General features: G+C 65.4%; 18 protein-coding genes, 1 pseudogene and 1 riboswitch. Of the genes and pseudogenes, 3 read left to right on the top strand and 16 right to left on the bottom strand.

Going from position 1 to position 17,635, the window contains the following annotated elements; genetic code table 11:
- Positions 1 to 60: 60 nt before the first annotated feature.
- The 11 genes from LOY26_RS06120 to cobO all read right to left on the bottom strand — a co-directional run bounded on the left by LOY26_RS06120 (position 61) and on the right by cobO (position 10,116).
- Positions 61 to 1,176, bottom strand: a complete 1,116-nt coding sequence (locus LOY26_RS06120) for a glycoside hydrolase family 5 protein (RefSeq protein ID WP_258714891.1) — start codon at positions 1,174 to 1,176, stop codon at positions 61 to 63.
- A 174-nt stretch (positions 1,177 to 1,350) separates the two neighbouring features.
- Positions 1,351 to 2,085 carry an adenosylcobinamide-GDP ribazoletransferase gene (locus tag LOY26_RS06115; protein ID WP_258714485.1) on the bottom strand — a complete coding sequence of 245 codons (735 nt, stop codon included), beginning with the start codon at positions 2,083 to 2,085 and terminating at the stop codon, positions 1,351 to 1,353.
- 1 nt (position 2,086) lies between these two features.
- On the bottom strand, positions 2,087 to 2,653 hold the full coding sequence (locus tag LOY26_RS06110) for a histidine phosphatase family protein (RefSeq protein WP_186654576.1): 567 nt from the start codon (positions 2,651 to 2,653) through the stop codon (positions 2,087 to 2,089).
- Positions 2,650 to 3,705: a nicotinate-nucleotide--dimethylbenzimidazole phosphoribosyltransferase gene (cobT, locus tag LOY26_RS06105; protein WP_186654574.1), complete on the bottom strand. Its 1,056-nt coding sequence runs from the start codon at positions 3,703 to 3,705 to the stop codon at positions 2,650 to 2,652. The genes LOY26_RS06110 and cobT overlap by 4 nt, the downstream gene beginning before the upstream one ends.
- Positions 3,702 to 4,223, bottom strand: coding sequence for a bifunctional adenosylcobinamide kinase/adenosylcobinamide-phosphate guanylyltransferase (cobU, locus tag LOY26_RS06100; protein ID WP_258714484.1), 522 nt, complete (start codon positions 4,221 to 4,223; stop codon positions 3,702 to 3,704). The genes cobT and cobU overlap by 4 nt, the downstream gene beginning before the upstream one ends.
- A 1-nt stretch (position 4,224) precedes the next feature.
- On the bottom strand, positions 4,225 to 5,679 hold the full coding sequence (locus LOY26_RS06095) for a cobyric acid synthase (RefSeq protein WP_186654572.1): 1,455 nt from the start codon (positions 5,677 to 5,679) through the stop codon (positions 4,225 to 4,227).
- A complete protein-coding gene (gene cobD, locus LOY26_RS06090; protein ID WP_186654569.1) occupies positions 5,676 to 6,668 on the bottom strand; it encodes a threonine-phosphate decarboxylase CobD in 993 nt (330 codons plus the stop codon). Before cobD ends, LOY26_RS06095 begins: the two co-directional genes overlap by 4 nt.
- Entirely contained in the window at positions 6,661 to 7,569 is a 909-nt protein-coding gene (cbiB, locus tag LOY26_RS06085; protein WP_033700800.1) for an adenosylcobinamide-phosphate synthase CbiB, read from the bottom strand. The genes cobD and cbiB overlap by 8 nt, the downstream gene beginning before the upstream one ends.
- On the bottom strand, positions 7,566 to 8,216 hold the full coding sequence (bluB, locus tag LOY26_RS06080) for a 5,6-dimethylbenzimidazole synthase (RefSeq protein WP_186654565.1): 651 nt from the start codon (positions 8,214 to 8,216) through the stop codon (positions 7,566 to 7,568). The genes cbiB and bluB overlap by 4 nt, the downstream gene beginning before the upstream one ends.
- Entirely contained in the window at positions 8,213 to 9,508 is a 1,296-nt protein-coding gene (locus tag LOY26_RS06075; protein ID WP_186654559.1) for a cobyrinate a,c-diamide synthase, read from the bottom strand. Before LOY26_RS06075 ends, bluB begins: the two co-directional genes overlap by 4 nt.
- On the bottom strand, positions 9,505 to 10,116 hold the full coding sequence (gene cobO, locus LOY26_RS06070) for a cob(I)yrinic acid a,c-diamide adenosyltransferase (protein ID WP_095064096.1): 612 nt from the start codon (positions 10,114 to 10,116) through the stop codon (positions 9,505 to 9,507). The genes LOY26_RS06075 and cobO overlap by 4 nt, the downstream gene beginning before the upstream one ends.
- Positions 10,117 to 10,235: 119 nt before the next feature.
- A riboswitch (cobalamin riboswitch) is annotated at positions 10,236 to 10,458 on the bottom strand.
- 232 nt (positions 10,459 to 10,690) lie between these two features.
- Here cobO and LOY26_RS06065 point away from each other — a divergent pair.
- Positions 10,691 to 10,972, top strand: a pseudogene (locus LOY26_RS06065) (sorbosone dehydrogenase family protein); the annotation flags it as partial.
- A 121-nt stretch (positions 10,973 to 11,093) separates the two neighbouring features.
- On the opposite strand, the gene LOY26_RS06060 reads toward LOY26_RS06065, so the two are convergent.
- From LOY26_RS06060 to LOY26_RS06040, 5 genes are all read right to left on the bottom strand, one after another.
- The gene (locus LOY26_RS06060) at positions 11,094 to 11,630 is read right to left on the bottom strand and encodes an NlpC/P60 family protein (protein WP_033700806.1); all 537 of its coding nucleotides are present in this window, start codon (positions 11,628 to 11,630) and stop codon (positions 11,094 to 11,096) included.
- Positions 11,631 to 11,769: 139 nt separating this feature from the next.
- Positions 11,770 to 12,411 carry a C40 family peptidase gene (locus tag LOY26_RS06055; protein ID WP_033700807.1) on the bottom strand — a complete coding sequence of 214 codons (642 nt, stop codon included), beginning with the start codon at positions 12,409 to 12,411 and terminating at the stop codon, positions 11,770 to 11,772.
- Positions 12,412 to 12,538: 127 nt separating this feature from the next.
- On the bottom strand, positions 12,539 to 13,246 hold the full coding sequence (gene hda, locus LOY26_RS06050) for a DnaA regulatory inactivator Hda (protein WP_027595859.1): 708 nt from the start codon (positions 13,244 to 13,246) through the stop codon (positions 12,539 to 12,541).
- A 150-nt stretch (positions 13,247 to 13,396) separates the two neighbouring features.
- Positions 13,397 to 14,470, bottom strand: coding sequence for an AI-2E family transporter (locus tag LOY26_RS06045; protein ID WP_186654558.1), 1,074 nt, complete (start codon positions 14,468 to 14,470; stop codon positions 13,397 to 13,399).
- Between the two features lie 12 nt (positions 14,471 to 14,482).
- Positions 14,483 to 15,538, bottom strand: a complete 1,056-nt coding sequence (locus tag LOY26_RS06040) for a DUF2066 domain-containing protein (RefSeq protein WP_258714483.1) — start codon at positions 15,536 to 15,538, stop codon at positions 14,483 to 14,485.
- A 385-nt stretch (positions 15,539 to 15,923) separates the two neighbouring features.
- Between LOY26_RS06040 and purM the strand changes: the two genes are divergently transcribed.
- Together purM and purN are read left to right on the top strand one after the other, a co-directional pair.
- The gene (gene purM / locus LOY26_RS06035; protein ID WP_033700811.1) at positions 15,924 to 16,982 is read left to right on the top strand and encodes a phosphoribosylformylglycinamidine cyclo-ligase; all 1,059 of its coding nucleotides are present in this window, start codon (positions 15,924 to 15,926) and stop codon (positions 16,980 to 16,982) included.
- On the top strand, positions 16,982 to 17,635 hold the full coding sequence (purN, locus tag LOY26_RS06030; protein ID WP_186654555.1) for a phosphoribosylglycinamide formyltransferase: 654 nt from the start codon (positions 16,982 to 16,984) through the stop codon (positions 17,633 to 17,635). The genes purM and purN overlap by 1 nt, the downstream gene beginning before the upstream one ends.

Genomic DNA, 17,635 nt, shown 5'->3' with positions numbered 1-17,635 from the left:
GGATACGTGTATATACCCGCGTCATGAGTGTTGCAAGAAATTTCAACTATCAGCGAAAGGTCATTCAGGCTTCAGGCGTTTGCTGATCGGCTCGAATTCCGCCGTAGCCTTGCGTGCCAGAGGGTCCGGCGCGCCCTGATCAATGGCTTGCCAGTAGCGCCACGGCACCTTGGCACTGCCCAGCTCGTAGTCCATGCCATCCCAACTGTCTTCACGGAAGCTGTAGAACGCCCAGTGCAACTGATTGCTGTCCAGCACTGTAAGAACGTCTTCCAGGTAGCGCTGGCAGCCTGGCAACCGGCGCATGCAACCGAACTCCCCCACCACCAGGCGTGAGCGTGGCACGTGCATCGCTTCGCTCCAGGCCAGCGGTTGTTGCAGGTATTGCTGCACACGCTGGCCATCCCACTGCTGCGTCTGCCCGGCGAACGGTACAGGGCCGGGGTAGGCAAAGGGTTGCTTGCGCGTCATGTTCGGCGCACTGGTGGCGGAATAGGGTTCGTACATGTGTACGCTGTACAGCACCCGGCTGTCTGTCAGCGGCGCGGGCCAGTAACCAAAAGCATCGGCGGCGGCATACCAGCCTGCATCGACCATGATCGGTGTGTCTGGGTCCTGTTCACGGATCGCCGCCACCATCTGCTCATACAGCGCTGGCAAGTCACGGGCGGTACCTTGCGCTTGTGCATACCAGCGCTTCATCTGCTCAGGGGCAGCATGTTCGGCCAGACCGCCCTGTTTTTCAGGCGCAGGTTCATTGATCAGGTTGTAGGCCGCGATGGCGGGATGGTCCTTCAATTCACGCGCCAGGTCCCGCCAGAACGCAGCGGCCTGCGACCAGTAGCGTTTGTCTTGCCAGAGGCGGTCGTCGAACTGGCCCTGGTTGTTCTGCGACCAACGCATGCCAGGCAGGGAAAGGGGGGCAATGACGACCTTGAGCCCGGCCAGATGAGCACGGTCGAGCACAGCCCGCAGCTGCACCAGATCGGTTGCGGCCAGGCCTTGATAGTCATCAGCGCTACCCAGCAGGAAGTCGCGCTGCGCCGGCTGCCACTTGTCATAAGACAGCCGAACCCAGGTAGCGCCATAGGCACGCAAGGCATTGAAGTAGGCTTGGTCGGGGGCCAGCCGATTGAAACTGTTGCCGCCGTGGCGGGGCGTATCCCAGAAGCTGATCAGATCAGCAGCGGTGACGGGCAAGGCGAGAAAAGCAAACAGGCTGGCAAAAATCCAATGGCGCACAAGGGGCCTCCCTGGCCGCGTGAATGGGAGGCCGATGATAAACCCAAGTCCATGATGGGCGTGGCTGCGGTTACGTTGCTGGAAGTTTCTTCGCCCTGCTGCAGTCGCTCAGAGAGCGAGTGCCAGCCCCACCACCACGGTCAGCTCCAGCAACTCCAGCATCGCCCCGGCGGTATCGCCGGTCGTGCCGCCCAGACGCCGGCACATGACGTGCCGCAGCCAGGCGAACACGCCCAGCACCGCCACCAGCACCCAGATCACGGGCCAACCACCAACGGCAAGGCACAAGACGGCGCTACCCATCAAGCCCCACCCGGCAGCAGCACGTGGCAAATGCTCGGCCAGCGCCTGCCCCAACCCCCCGGGCCTTACGTAAGGCGTGCAGAGGAACAAGCCAAGCATCGCCGCCCGGCCAACCACCGGCGCCAGGATCAGTTCCACCCCCACCCCATGCTCGACCAATGCCCACAAGGCGCAGAATTTCAACAGCAGCACCAGCACCAGGGTCACCACGGCAATCGGTCCGCTGCGGGGGTCCTTCATGATCTGCAGCGTGCGTTCACGGTCACCGAAACCACCGAGCCAGGCATCGGCGCTGTCGGCCAAGCCGTCCAGGTGCAGTGCGCCACTGAGCAACACCCAGAGCGTCAGCAGCAGCGCTGCATGCAGGGCCGTGGGCGCGCTGTGCAGAAGATCGCTGGCCAGCCACAGCAGCAGGCCGAACAGCAACCCTACCAGGGGGTAGCACAACAGCGAGCGGCCCACCTGGCGTGGTTCGGGCATACCGGGCAAGCGCACCGGCAGGCTGCTGAGGAACTGCAAGGCAATCCAGAACGCCAGCATGTCAGTGCGCCTCGGCCCATTGGCCGTCGTCACGCAGCACCAGGCGGACCAATGCGCCGTGGGCAACTTCCACCTGCAGCAAGTGTTCCCTGGGCATGCCACGCGCCCGGGCCAGCAACAGGCGCATCACGCCGCCGTGGGTGACCAGCAGCACACGCTTGCCGCCATGCTGCTGGCCCAGCCGCTCGACGCCAGCCAGAACGCGCTCGGCAAACGCCTCGACCGGCTCACCGTTGGGCGGCGTACACGCGTAAGGATCCGCCCAGAAACGCCCCAGGGCGTCGGCCTGGTCTTCCATGATCTGCGCCGCGCTGCGCCCTTCCCAATCACCGAAATGCAGCTCCTGCAGACACGCCTCGCGCTGTACCGGCAGGTGTAGCCGTGCCCCCAACTCGTCGGCAAACCGTGCACAACGCTGCAAGGGCGAGCTGACCAGCACTTGCCATGGGCCAGCCTCGGCGACGGCGTCACGCATCTGCGCCCAGCCCTTTTCGGTCAGGGCATCGTCAAGGCTGCCACGCAGGCCACCTTGCTCCGTTTCGCCGTGGCGCAGCAGGTCGAGGATCATGCCGGGCGGTCCGCCACGGCGGCCTCGGCAAACGTCGCCATCTGCCCGTGCAGTGCGCAGGCCAGGCGCAGCAAAGGCACCGCCAGGGCGGCACCGCTGCCCTCACCCAGGCGCAGGCCCAGCGCCAGCAGCGGTTCGGCCTGCAGTGCTTCGAGCAGGGCCTTGTGCCCTGGCTCCGCGCCCTGGTGGGCAAACAGCAGCCATGCCCGGCACTGCGGGTTGAGGCGCACCGCCACCAGTGCGGCGACACTGCAGATGAAGCCGTCCACCAGCACCGCGATACCCTCTTGCGCGCAGGCGATGTAGGCGCCGGCCAAGGCGGCGATCTCGAAACCGCCAACGCATGCCAGCGCCTGCAGCGGGTCGTCCGCGCGCAGACCATGCAGGATCAGCGCACGCTCGATGACTTCGGCCTTGTGCCGCACACCGGCGGTGTCCAGGCCAGTGCCCGGGCCGCTCAGCTCACGGGCTGGGCAACCCAGCAGGTTGCTGGCCAGGGCGGCGGCGGCGGTGGTGTTGCCGATGCCCATTTCGCCGCCGATGAACAACTGCGCACCCTGTGCGGCCGCCCGCAGGGCGCTGTCACGGCCCGCCTCAAGCGCGGCCTGCAACTGGCGCTCGGTCATCGCGGGCTGGCGGGCGAAGTTGGCGGTGCCGGCGCCCAGGCGCAAATGCCTCACGCCGGGCAGCTCCAGCGCAGGGTCGATGGTACCGAGGTCGACCACGTCCAGGCTGGCGTGCAGTTGGCGGGCCAGCACGCTGATCGCCGCGCCACCGCCGACGAAGTTGCGCAGCATCTGCCCGGTCACCGCTTGCGGGTAGGCTGAAATGCCTTCCTCGACCACGCCGTGGTCACCGGCGAAAATGGTGATGGCCAGCTGGTCCAGTGTGGGTCGCTCACGGCCTTGCAGGCCCGCCAGGTGCACAGCCAGACCTTCCAGCTGGCCGAGCGAACCGGCAGGTTTGGTCAGCTGTTGCTGACGGGCGCGGGCCTGGTCCATGGCGGCGTTATCGAGGGGTTGGCAGGCGTCACGCCACCAGGCTTGAGTCATAGTGCAGGTCCTTTGAGCATAAGGGGCAGGCCAGCCACGGTCAGTACCACGCGCTGACAGCGCTCGGCAACGGCCTGGTGCAACCAGCCGGCCTGGTCGACATAGCGCCGGGTCAGTTCGCCCATGGGCACCACACCCAGGCCGGTTTCGTTGCTGACCAGAATGAGGGTACCCGGCAACTGCTCAAGGCAGTCGAGCAGCGCATCACGCTCCTCGGCCAGGCGCTGGTCGTCGTCGAGCATCAGCAGGTTGGTCAGCCACAGGGTCAGGCAATCCACCAGCAGGCAACGCCCTGCGGCTGCTTCGCGGCGCAGCACGGCAGCCAGCGCCAGGGGCTCTTCAATCAGCCCCCAGTCGGCAGGCCGGCGCTGGCGGTGCAGGCGCACGCGTTCGTTCATTTCGCCGTCCAGCGGCTCGCTGGTGGCGATGTAGGTCACCGGCAGGCCGCTGTGGCTGGCCAACTGTTCGGCCAGGCGGCTCTTGCCGGAGCGCGCGCCACCAAGGATCAGGTTGCGCATTTCAGGCGACTCCACACAGTGTGCGCAGGTGCGCGGTGTCCAGGTGCTTTTCCACCAGGTCCGCCAGGCGCTCGATGTCACGTTCGCGCAGGGCCTGGTAGTCGATGGTCTGTGCGTCCGCCAGCCCGGCCCAGCGCAACAGCGCGGCGCACGACTCGCTGCCTTCGAACAGGCCATGCAGGTACGTAGCGAGAACCTGCCCGTCGGCACTGATGGCACCGTCGCAGCGCCCGTCTCCAAGCTGCACGGCAGGCTGTTCCAAGGCCGCGCCTTGGGTAACGCCGGCATGGATTTCGTAGCCGGACACCGGCGCCTGTTCCAAGTTCAAGGTACCGGTGACGTTGCGCAGTTGCTTGTCGGCCTCCAGCACCGTGGCGTATTCGAGCAGCCCCAGCCCTGGGCTGGAGCCCGCCGGCCCTTCCAGCCCCAGCGGGTCGTGCACCTGCGTCCCGAGCATCTGCAAACCGCCGCAGATACCAATCAGCTTGCCGCCGTAGCGCAAGTGGCGGGCAATGGCGGTATCCCAGCCGCGCTCGCGCAGCTGCGCCAGGTCGCCACGCACGCTTTTCGAGCCGGGCAGGATGATCAGGTCCGCAGGCGGTATCGGTTGGCCTGGCCCGATGAATTGCAGGTCGACCTGTGGGTGCAGGCGCAGCGGGTCGAAGTCGGTGTGGTTGCTGATGCGCGGCAACACCGGCACGATCACCTTCAATACACGCTCATGCTTGGCTGCCTGGCGTACATCTATGCCGTCCTCGGCCTCCAAGTGCAGGTCGGTGACATACGGCAACACGCCCAGCACCGGCTTGCCGGTGCGCGCTTCCAGCCAGTCCAGGCCCGGCTGAAGCAGGGCGATATCTCCGCGAAAGCGGTTGATGACAAAGCCCTTGACCCGTGCCTGCTCACTCGGCGACAGCAATTCGAGGGTGCCTACAAGGTGCGCGAAGACCCCGCCGCGATTGATGTCGGCCACCAGAATCACTGGGCAGTCCACCGCTTCGGCAAAGCCCATGTTGGCGATGTCGCCGGCACGCAGGTTGATCTCCGCAGGCGAGCCTGCGCCTTCGACCATGACCACCGGGTACGCAGCGCTAAGGCGCTGGTGCGAGGCCAGCACGGCCTGCATGGCGATGGCCTTGTAGTCGTGATAGGCCACTGCATTCATGCTGGTGACCGCGCGCCCGTGGATGATCACCTGGGCGCCGGTGTCGCTGTTGGGCTTGAGCAGCACCGGGTTCATGTCAGTGTGCGGCGCCAGCCGGCAAGCCTGGGCCTGCACGGCCTGGGCCCGGCCAATCTCGCCACCGTCGGCGGTCACCGCGCTGTTGAGCGCCATGTTCTGCGGCTTGAACGGCACCACGCCGACGCCCTGGCGCAGCAGCCAGCGGCACAACGCGGTCACCAGCGTGCTCTTGCCGGCATCGGAGGTGGTGCCTTGCACCATGAGCGTGGTCATGCCGTTTCCTTTTGATAGTCGGCCAGGGCCTGGGCCAGGCGTTGTTCGTCGGCAGCGCAGGCAGGCAAGCCCAGGCGCACGGCGGCTGGCAGCGCGAACAGGCGAACCAGGATGCCGCGCCGGGCGAGAAAGTCATGCAGGTGCGCGGCACGTTCGCTGCGCACGTACTGGAACAGGTCGCAGCCACCGCTCGGGGCCAGGCCGGTGCTGCGCAACAAGGCCGCGAGGCGCTGGCTGCTGGCGGCGCAGCGGTCGATCTGCAACAGGTGGGCGGTGTGGTCGGCAAAACAGGCCTGGGCCAGCACCCGCGTCGGGCCACTGACAGTCCAAGGGCCGAGCAGCTCTGCCAGGCGCTGCAGCAGGCTTGCTTGAGCCGCCACGAAGCCCAGCCGGACACCGGCCAGGCCAAAGAACTTGCCAAACGAACGCAGCACGATCAGGCCTGGCCGCTCGGCGCAGTCGACCACGCTATGAGCGGGGGTGTTGTCCATGAACGCTTCGTCGACCACAAGCCAGCCTCCGCGGGCTGCCAGGCGGCCATGCCAGTCGAGCAGGCGCTCGCGGCTGACCTGGCGGCCGGTCGGGTTGTTGGGGTTGACCAGCACCAGCACATCGAGGCTGTCGAGCGCGCCCTCGACTTCGGCTTCATCCAGCTCCAGCAACTGATGCCCTGCCCGCTGCCAGGCGTGCGGATGCTCGGCGTAGCAAGGGGTCAGCACGCCGACCCGGCCAGCCGGGCGCAACAACGGCAAGGCCTGGATCGCGGCCTGCGAGCCGGCTACCGGCAGTAGCTGGCGAGTGCCGTAATACTGCCGCGCGGCCTCTTCCAGGCCGTCTTCGGTTTCCGGCAGGCGCGCCCAGGCGTCGAGGGGGATCGGCGGGATCGGGTAAGACCAAGGGGCGATGCCGCTGGACAGGTCGAGCCAATGTTCACGCGCGATGCCGTATTGATGCACCGCACGCAGCAGACGACCACCGTGTTCAAGCATTCCAGTAAGCCCCCAGGCAAATCACCAGTACCCACAGCCACACACCCCGCTGCACCAGGCTCCAGCCGCGCTCGATGGCGTCGGCATCGGCCATCGGCCCTTCGCCCAGGCGCGGCCGCTCGTGCAGCTCACCGTGGTACACCGCCGGGCCGCCAAGTTCGACCGCCAGCGCGCCGGCACCGGCTGCCATCACCGGGCCTGCGTTGGGGCTGTCCCACAGTGGCCCTTGGTTGCGCCAGCAGGCCAGGGCCAGGCGGGTCTTGCCGAGCAGCGCGTAGGTCAGCGCCACCAGCCTTGCGGGAATATAGTTGAGCACATCGTCGATACGCGCCGCGCACCAGCCAAACCGCTCGAAGCGCTCGTTGCGATAGCCCCACATGGCATCCAGGGTATTGCTCAGCCGGTACAACACCACACCGGGCGCGCCGGCCAGCACAAACCAGAACAGTGCGGCAAAAACGGCATCGCTGCCGTTCTCCAGCACCGACTCGGTGGCTGCCCGGGCCACGGCGGGCTCGTCCAGCTCGCGGGTTTCGCGGCTGACCAGGTAGCCGACCCGCCGCCGTGCCTCTTCCAGGTCGCCCTGGCGCAACGCGTTGGCCACCGGCAACACATGCTCGCCAAGGCTGCGCAGCCCCAGGGCGCAATACAGCGCCAGCACGTCCACCAGCCAGCCGATGTACGGCAACCAGGACAGGATCAGTGCGACCAGGGTCAGCGGCACCACGGCAATGAACCAGGCGCTCACCCCGTGGCTACGCCAACCGCGCCCGCCAGCGTTCAGGCGGCGCTCCAGGTTGGCGGCCATGTTGCCGAACGCCACCAGTGGGTGACGCCGTTGCGGCTCGCCCAGCAAGGCATCCAGGGCCACCCCGGCCACGGTCAGCAAAGCAACGCTCATGGCCGCTCTCCCCATTGGTTGTGATAAAGCATGTCACTCAAAGGGCGTTGTTCGGCCCAGTTTTCCTGCACCAGCATTGGCGCCGGATAGAATTCGGTCACAGGCCCCAGGCACAGCACGGCCACCGGCTTGGCGCCGGCAGGCATGCCCAGCAGCTCGGCCAGGGCCAGCGGGTCGAACAACGACACCCAGCCCATCCCCAGGCCTTCGGCTCGCGCCGCCAGCCACAGGTTCTGGATGGCGCAGGCCAGCGAGGCGAGGTCCATTTCCGGCAAGGTGCGACGGCCAAAGATGTGCGGCTCGCGCTGGTCCATCAAGGCGGCCACCAGCAGCTCAGCACAATCGTTGATGCCTTCGACCTTGAGGGCCATGAACGCATCGGCCCGTTCACCCAGGGCATCGGCGGTGCGTACCCGCTCCTCCTCGACCAGCGCCTGGATGCGCTCGCGCAGGCCACGCTGGGTGATACGGATGAACCGCCAGGGCTGCATCAGCCCGACGCTGGGGGCCTGATGCGCCGCGGCCAACAGGCGACCAAGCAGCGCCGGGGCCACCTCGCCACCGGCAAAATGACGCATGTCGCGGCGCTCGCCGATGGCCCGGTACACGGCGGCGCGCTCGGCGTCGCTGAAAGCGTGTTGGCTCATGGTCGCAGCAGCGCCGCCGCCGCGTCAGGGTTGGAGGGGAAGTAGAAGTGCACGTAGGATGCCGTCAGGCGTCCCAGGCGATACACCGCCTCGTTGCCACGCCCGCCGTTGGGGCTCAGGCCACGGGCGATCGGTGTCAGCTCGGTGCTGGTCAGGGAATGGTGGTAGGTATGCCCGCGCAGGGTACCTTCCGGCAGCTCCACGGCCTGCAAGGCCAGGGCTGCAAGGCGTTTCTGCATGGTCGCCTCGCCCGCCAGCAAGCCGAGCAGTTCGGCACGCTCCCCCGCCACATCGGTCAGTGCGTCGAGCAGGTAGAGCATGCCGCCGCATTCGGCCAACAGGGGCTTGCCCTGTACATGATGGTCACGGATCGCCGCGCACATGGCGGTATTGGCCGCCAACGCGTGGTGGTGCAGTTCGGGGTAGCCGCCCGGCAGGTAAAGGCTGTCCACGGTTGGCAGTTCACGGTCATGCAGTGGCGAGAAAAACACCAGTTGCGCGCCCAGGTTGCGCAGCAGGTCGAGGTTGGCACCGTAGGTGAAGGCAAACGCCTCGTCCCGGGCCACGCCAATGCGCACACCGGCCAATGACGCGGCGGCCGGCTGTGGCTCGGGCTCGGCAAACGCCACCGGCGGGGGTAAAGCAGCATCGCAACTGGCACCCAGCGCCTCGGCCGCAGCATCCAGGCGGGCATCCAGGTCGTTCAGTTCGCTGGCCTGGACCAACCCCAGGTGACGGCTGGGCAGTTCGATACCGCGCTCACGCGACAGGCCGCCATACCAGCGCAACCCCTCGGTCAGGCTGCCTTCGAGCAGCTGCGCATGGCGCAGGCTGCCGACCCGGTTGGCCAGCACACCGGCAAACGGCAGGTCGGTCTGGTAACGCGCCAGCCCCAGGGCCAGGGCGCCAAAGGTCTGGGCCATGGCCGTGCCGTCGATTACCGCCAGCACCGGCACGCCGAAGTGGCGCGCCAGGTCCGCGCTCGACGGCGTACCGTCGAACAGCCCCATGACCCCTTCGATCAGGATCAGGTCGGCCTCCCCGGCTGCGTCCCACAGCAGGCGGCGGCTTTCCTGGGCGCCGATCATCCACAGGTCGAGCTGGTAGACCGGCGCGCCGCTGGCGCGTTCGAGGATCATCGGGTCGAGAAAGTCGGGCCCGCATTTGAACACCCGGACCTTGCGCCCAAGGTTACGGTGCAGGCGGGCCAAGGCGGCGGTGACGGTGGTCTTGCCCTGGCCGGAAGCCGGCGCTGCAATCAATACCGCCGGGCAGTGTCGCATCTGAGTCACAGTTCGACGCCTTTCTGCGCACGGATACCCGCCTGGAAGGCGTGCTTGAGCATGCCCATCTCGGTGACGGTGTCGGCCAGCTCGATCATTTCAGGCTTGGCCGCGCGACCGGTGACGATCACGTGCTGCATCGGCGGGCGGGCCTGGATGTCGGACAGCACCTGGTCGAGGTCGAGGTAACCATGCTTGAGGGCGATATTGAGTTCATCGAGCACCACGAACTGCACGGTCGGGTCCTGCAGCAGCTGGCGCGACACCGCCCAAGCGGCCTCAGCGGCGGCGATGTCACGCTGGCGGTCCTGGGTCTCCCAGGTAAAGCCTTCGCCCATCACGTGATAACGCACCTGCTCGGGAAAACGCCGGAAGAACAGCTCTTCGCCAGTGCTGTTGCGGCCTTTGATGAACTGCACCACGCCGCACTGCATGCCATGGCCCAGGGCACGGGCGAGCATGCCGAAAGCTGAGCTGCTCTTGCCCTTGCCATTACCCGTCAGCACCAGCAGCAGGCCGCATTCGTTGGGGGAATTGGCGATACGCTCGTCGATGATCGCCTTTTTGCGCTGCATGCGCGCCAAGTGGCGTTCGTCGCGTTCGGTGGGTTCGCTCATCAGGGGTCTCCGCAGGCTGACGCCACGCGAAAGGCGGCGACAGGTCGATAGGCAGGCAGACACAGAGCGCGCAGGAGCAGTGGCCGTAGGCCACGGTGCACCGCGCATCACCCTCCGTGATGCCGTTGGCTGTATCAGGCCGGTCTCCGGGCTTGCGAGCGGGCCTTGGCCCGGGCCTGCGCGCCTTCCCGGATGCTGGCATCCAGTGGCTGTGCGCGACCTTTGACTCACCTACCGTTGCGGGGGCAGCGCCGGAATCGCGCCTTTGCTGGCGCCCACCGGCTTCCCAGTTTCACCCTGCTCAGTCGAGGCTGGCAGGGCACCTGAAACACGCCGCGAAGGTTAGAGGGTTGGGGCGGGAGCGTCAATCGAACGGGGCGCAGGAACGAAGATAACCACTGAGCATGGCCTTGCGCAGCCGGGTGTTGTTCGCCCCGGGGCTGAACCAGTCATGCTGCGCCATGCTCTGAATAATGAAAGATCATCTCCTGAGGGCATTGAACATGCGCCACATCGGCTACGTCTTACCCTGGGCGAGCAGTGCCTGCCTGGTAGGCTGCGGCGACCAGCGCTGTTGAACGTCAGCGAAGGCAGTGGCCCCTCGCCGCAGTTGCCAGAACCCCATGCAACGCTGATTCCGACTATCAACATCGCCCCTGCCATCGGCTGGCCGGACGGCGGCAAGCCCAAGGCTGCAACGGGCACGCAGGTAGCGGCCTTCGCCGACAAACTCGACCACCCACGCTGGCTCTATGTACTGCCCAACGGTGTCGTGCTGGTAGCCGAAACCAATGCGCCGCCAAAACCCGAAGACGGCAGAGGACTGCGTGGCTGGGCCATGGGCAGGCCAGTGGGCGTGATCAACGATCAGCGCGGTGGGGTGCTGGTGGCGGATGACGTGGGCAATATGATCTGGCGGGTGAGCGCTGCGCGGTAACGGTGAGTCAAGGCGGCCTTGCCGGGCCGCCTTCAGGCGATCAGGGGTTCTGCGCCAGATGCCCCTGGGGAATCACCCGCTTGGCCTGCAGGTAAGCCTTGGCCCAGTAACTGTTGGACAGGTAGTCCAGACGCACCGTGCCACCGGTGGACGGTGCGTGCACGAAACGCCCCTCCCCCACGTAGATGCCGGCATGGCTGACCTGCGACCCGCCGCTGGTGGCAAAGAACACCAGGTCACCTGACTGCAGCGCCTTCGCATCCACGGTCGGCGCACGCATGACGATCATCTCCCGCGTCGAGCGCGGCAAGCTGATGCCAGCGGCATCCCGATAGACATACTTGATCAGGCCACTGCAATCGAACCCGGAGTCAGGCGTATTGCCGCCCCATCGGTAAGGCGTGCCCACCAGCCCGATCGCGCGGATCAACACGTCGTCGGCAATCGGCGAAGCATCAGGCAGTTGGCTGTAGGAGACCTGCGGCTTGACCACAGGGGCCGGCGCAGGCGCGCGGCTGGAGCAGGCAGCAAGCAATGCCACCAGGGAGAGGAATGCGAAGCGCGCCATCATTACCATGGCCAGAACATCCTGTCTGAGACCGCTGGACCGCAGCCGAAAAGTGTTGAGAATTTAGATTAGACGCTTTCTGTAAATGCGCACGGCGGCGAGCTTTTTTTAAAGCATCGCCGCCGTGGCACGGTACATCATCGGGGTATCAGTTGCGCGCGATGTTGGTCGGCGCCATCGCCAAGGCTCGCTTGGCTTCGATGAAGGTCTTGCTCCAGTAGCGATCACCGAGGCTGTCGATGCGCACACCACCGCTGCGGCGGCTGCTGGAGTGGATGAACTGGTTGTCACCCAAGTAGATGCCGGCATGGCTGACCCGGCCGCGGCCATTGGTGCTGAAGAACAGCAGGTCGCCTGGCTTGAGCTTGTTACGGGCCACTTTCGGGGCATCGACGTTGATCATTTCACGCGTCGAACGCGGCAAGGTCATGCCGGCTTCTTCGCGGAACAGGTAACCGATGAAGCCGCTGCAATCGAAGCCTGACTTCTCCGAGGTACCACCGAAGCGGTAGCGTGTGCCGATCAACGCCATGCCGCGCTCGAGAATGCTGTCAGCCAGAACCGGCAGCTGATAAGGCTTGCTGTTGCTGGAGAAGGCCGCCAGATCATCTTCGGTGGCCAGCTCTTCCGGTTCGCCGAATACGGACGAAGGCGAGGCTTTGGCCTTGAACGCCGATTGGGCGTCGATCGGGGTGTGATCCTGGGGCTGGGATACCGGGCCTTGGGCCGCGCAGCCGAAAAGCAGGGTCACGAGTGCGAGGGGCACGAGGGGTGCGAAGCGCTTTAGCATGGGCACGACCGTGTCTGTAATCCTTTAGAAGGAGGAAACTATGCCCTCTATCATGGCCATTTGCAAATTTTATCGAAAAAGATGTGACTTTTTCGTTTTGCCGCTCTAGCCCAGGATTTTCAGGGGCTTACCAGCCCAGGGTTTCTTTCAGGAAAGGGATGGTCAGCTTGCGCTGCGCCTGCAGCGATGCCTGGTCGAGGCGTTCGAGCAGATCGAACAGTGCGCTCATGCTGCGGGTACCGCGGGTAAGGATGAAATGCCCGACCTCATCGGTGAGGTGCAGGCCACGGCGCGAGGCACGCAACTGCAAGGCACGCAGCTTGTCTTCATCGGACATGCCACGCATCTGGAAGATCAGTGCCAGGGTCAGCCGCGACTTGAGGTCGGCGAGCTTGATGGGCAGCTCGCGCGGCGAGCTGGAGGCCGCCAGCAGCAAACGACGGCCACTGTCACGCAGGCGATTGAACAGGTGGAACATGGCCTCTTCCCAGTCGGCCTTGCCGGCAATTACATGCAGGTCGTCAATGCACACCAGCTCGTACTGTTCGAGGTGATCGAGCAACTCGACACCGCGCTCGAGCAGTTGCGCCAACGGCAGGTAAACGGCGGGTTCGCCCAACTGCTGGAAGCGGTGGGTGGCGGCCTGCAACAGGTGGGTGCGGCCGACACCCTGCTTGCCCCACAGGTAGATGAGGCTCTCGGTCCAGCCGGCGTCGGCTTCGCATAGGCGCTCGACGTAGCCCAATGCCGCAGCATTGGCGCCCGGATAGTAGTTGATGAAGGTGGCGTCATCGCGCAGGCGCACACCCAGGGGCAACTGGATCGGTGGTTTCATGCTCGCGGGCGGTCGCTGGGACCACAGGGGGCCTTTGGTGGACAGTGTGCAAAGTCTATACCCGCAACGCGGACGGCACAATCAGGGAGCAGAAGAGCACAAGCAAAATCAAAGGCTTGCGACCTGCTCTGCTCGGTCTGACTGGGTAATTTACAACTGCGGATCGACATCGGCGTCATACATGTCCGAATCTTTGTACAGATCATGTACATGACGTAGCAGCACCATGATCACTGCCGCCACCGGCAGCGCCAGCAGCACACCGGTGAAGCCGAACAACTCGCCACCGGCAAGAATAGCGAAGATCACTGCCACCGGGTGCAAGCCGATACGGTCGCCCACCAGCAACGGCGTCAGCACCATGCCTTCCAGCGCCTGGCCGACCATGAACACCGCAACGATGCCCAGCATCGGATACAGGTCGCCACCGAACTGGAACAGGCCGGCGACCAACGCCGCACCAATACCGATGATGAAGCCCATGTACGGCACGATGGCTGCCAACCCCGCCAGCATGCCGATCAACAGGCCGAGTTCGAGCCCCACCAGCATCAGCCCTGCCGAGTAGATGACGCCCAGCGCGAGCATCACCATCAATTGGCCGCGGACGAACGCGCCCAGGACTTCATGGCACTCTTGCGCCAACCCCACTATTTGCGACTCGCGCTGGCGCGGCAGCAGGCTGCGCAACTTGGCCATCATCAGGTCCCAGTCACGCAGCAGGTAGAACCCTACCACCGGGATCAGCACCAGGTTGGCCAGCCAGGCCATCAAGGCCAGGCTCGAAGCCGTCGCCTGGGACAGCACGATGCCGACGATGTCGGTGGTCTGGCCCATGTGCTCGCCAATGGCTGCCTTGATCTTGTCGAACTTCCAGAAGCCATCGGCCAGGCCAAGGCGGTGTTGCACCCAAGGCAACGCCTGATGCTGCAACCAGTCGAGCATCTGCGGCGCCAGCTCGTACAGGCGCAGCAGCTGCTTGGCCAGCATCGGCACCAGCACCAGCAGCAGGGCCATGAACAGCAGGGTGAAGAGGCTGAACACCACCACCACGCCCCAGGTGCGTGACAGCCCCAGGCGCTCCAGGCGGTCAACCAGAGGGTCTGCCAGATAAGCCAGCAGAATACCGATCAGAAAGGGGGCAAGAATGTTGTGCAAGCTATATAGCAGCACGGCGAACAGCAGTGCCGCACCCAGCCAGATCCAGCGGCGCATATCGGTCACGGTCGGTACTCCTTACCAGCGAAAACGCAGGCCGTCGAACGGCTTGGGCACTGCGGGCTGCTCTGCGGCAGCGCCAGGTGCAGGCGCGGGGACCGCGGGTACAGCGGGGGCCTGCTCGGCCGGCACTTCCTGCAGCTTGGCCAGCCCCAGTTGGGCACGCAATTGTTCGCGGTTGGCGGTGACACCGTAGGTCAGCGTGCTGCCTTCGGCCATCTTCAGTCGCGCGCCATACGGTTCGAGCACCCGGCTCAATTCGGCGTAGCGCTGCAGGTTCATCCCCTGCACCTGGAGCTGCAACTGGCTGCTGGCACCAGGGCGGGTCACATAGCGCGGCGCCAGGCGGCTGCTCACCGCCAGCATCACCGCGTCGGCCAAGGCCGCCTGGTCGGCGCCCTCGGCATTACCCTGCTCGCGCTGGTCCCCCACCCACAACTGCCATTTGCCTTGCCATTTGCCATCCGTTTCATGGGCGTGGACCGCCAGCAGTGCATCGGCCGCGTAGCGCTCGGACGCTTCGCGCAGCGGCGCTGGGTCACTGGCCTCGATTTGCTTGGCGTTGGCCACCAGTTGCTCCTGCAGGTCGGCCAGCGGCAAGCGCAATGGCAAGCCTCGGTGCTGGGCTGCACGGCGCAGTGGCTGGGCAGTGGCCTGGCCGTCGCCGACCAGGTTGCTACCTTCGACGCTGTCGTTGAGCCACCAGCCGATGATCGATGGCCGGTTGCTGCCCCACAGGGCCAGGCCGGCCTTGCGCAAGGCACGTTCGGTACTGCCGGGGTCGAACTCGACCAGCACCGATTCGGGCGGGCCGGCTTCGGTACCGACCTGGTTGATGATTTGCTGCGGGTCCTTGCGCAACTCCGCCAAAGCCGGGTTTTGCGCCGCTTTCGGGTCGCCGGTCAGGCGCAGAATCAAGGTATCGAGGGCCTTGCCGGTTGCCTGGGTACGGGCTTCGGCGCCCTGCCCTGCAAGCGGCTCACGCACTTGGTAGAGCCCGGAGACGGTTTCGGCCTGGGCGGCGACAGCCACCAGGGCAAGGCATCCCGCTGCCAGATTTTTGAGAAGATGCATGAAGGATTCCTGTCCAGAAACTAGGTGAAACGGGCCGTTAACGTGCAGGTTGTGACCGCGGTGGAACGAAAAATGCTCCTCTATGGCTACACCTTATACAGGGGGGCGCGTGACTGCCAGGCGCAGGCCGTGGGAATTTGTAGAGCACACAAACCTCAAACCCTACCTCTGCTCCCAAAAAAACCAAGCAAGCCCCCTCCCCCCATCACCTTTTTAACGCTTTCGAGCCCTGCCCGTCGGCCTGAGGATGGCCGCTGCACGGCAACCCTGATAAAATCGCGCGCCTTCGCAGACCTCTGACGTTTCAGGCAGCCGCCGCTTACACAGCCGGCCTTGGCCGTCATGGTCGTTTTTAAGAATCCCTCCCTCCTAAAGGCCTGGATCAATGAGCAAGCAACCCTCCCTGAGCTACAAGGACGCCGGTGTAGACATCGACGCCGGCGAAGCACTGGTCGAACGCATCAAGGGCGTGGCAAAACGCACCGCACGCCCTGAAGTCATGGGTGGCCTGGGCGGCTTCGGCGCCCTCTGCGAGATCCCGGCCGGCTACAAGCAGCCGGTTCTGGTCTCCGGCACCGACGGCGTCGGCACCAAGCTGCGCCTTGCCCTGAACCTGAACAAGCACGACAGCATCGGCCAGGACCTGGTCGCCATGTGCGTCAACGACCTGGTGGTATGCGGTGCCGAGCCGCTGTTCTTCCTCGACTACTACGCCACTGGCAAGCTCAACGTCGACGTCGCCGCCACCGTAGTCACCGGCATCGGTGCCGGCTGTGAACTGGCCGGTTGCTCGCTGGTCGGTGGCGAAACCGCCGAGATGCCTGGCATGTACGAAGGCGAAGACTACGACCTGGCCGGCTTCTGCGTCGGCGTCGTGGAAAAGGCCGAGATCATCGACGGCTCCAAGGTTGCCACCGGTGACGCGCTGATCGCCCTGCCGTCTTCCGGTCCGCACTCCAACGGCTACTCGCTGATCCGCAAGATCCTCGAAGTGTCCGGCACCGACATCGAAAACACCCAGCTCGACGGCCAGCCACTGACCGACCTGCTGATGGCGCCGACCCGCATCTACGTCAAACCGCTGCTGCAATTGATCAAGCAGACCGGCGCAGTCAAGGCCATGGCCCACATCACCGGTGGCGGCCTGCTGGACAACATCCCGCGCGTACTGCCAAAGAACGCCCAGGCCGTGGTCGACGTGGCCAGCTGGCAGCGCCCGGCGGTATTCGACTTCCTGCAGGCACAAGGCAACGTTGACGAGCATGAAATGCACCGCGTACTGAACTGCGGCGTCGGCATGGTCATCTGCGTGGCCCAGGACCAGGTCGAAAACGCCCTGAACGTGCTGCGTGCAGAAGGCGAACAGCCTTGGGTCATCGGCCGCATCGAGCAGGCCGCCGAAGGCGCCGCCCAGGTCGAGCTGCAGAACCTCAAGGCACACTGATGCCGAGCAAGACCTGCAATGTAGTGGTACTGCTGTCGGGTTCCGGCAGCAACCTGCAAGCCCTGATCGACAGCTGCCGCAGTGAAGACAGCCCGGTGCGCATCCGTGCGGTGGTTTCCAACCGCGCCGATGCCTACGGCCTGCAGCGCGCTGCAGCCGCTGGCATCGATACCGCCGTAGTGGACCACACCGGCTTCGACGGCCGCGAAGCCTTCGATGCGGCGCTGATGGCACGCATCGACGGCTTTGCGCCCGACCTGGTGGTGCTGGCCGGTTTCATGCGCATCCTCAGTGGCGGTTTCGTGCGCCACTATCAGGGCCGCCTGCTCAATATCCACCCGTCGCTGCTGCCCAAATACAAGGGCTTGCATACCCATCGCCGGGCCCTGGAGGCAGGCGACGCTGAGCATGGCTGCAGCGTACACTTCGTCACCGAGGAACTCGATGGCGGCCCACTGGTCGTACAGGCTGTGGTACCGGTGACGTCGGACGACACCGCTGAAAGCCTGGCCCAGCGGGTTCACCACCAGGAACACCAGATCTACCCGCTGGCGGTGCACTGGTTCGCCGAAGGACGCTTGCGTCTGGGTGAACACGGTGCGTTACTGGATGGCCAGCCTCTGGCGGCCAGCGGTCACTTGATTCGACCCTAG

This window comes from Pseudomonas sp. B21-047, from assembly GCF_024748775.1.
Taxonomy (GTDB): domain Bacteria; phylum Pseudomonadota; class Gammaproteobacteria; order Pseudomonadales; family Pseudomonadaceae; genus Aquipseudomonas; species Aquipseudomonas capeferrum.
This window is presented reverse-complemented; position numbering and strand designations above follow the sequence as displayed.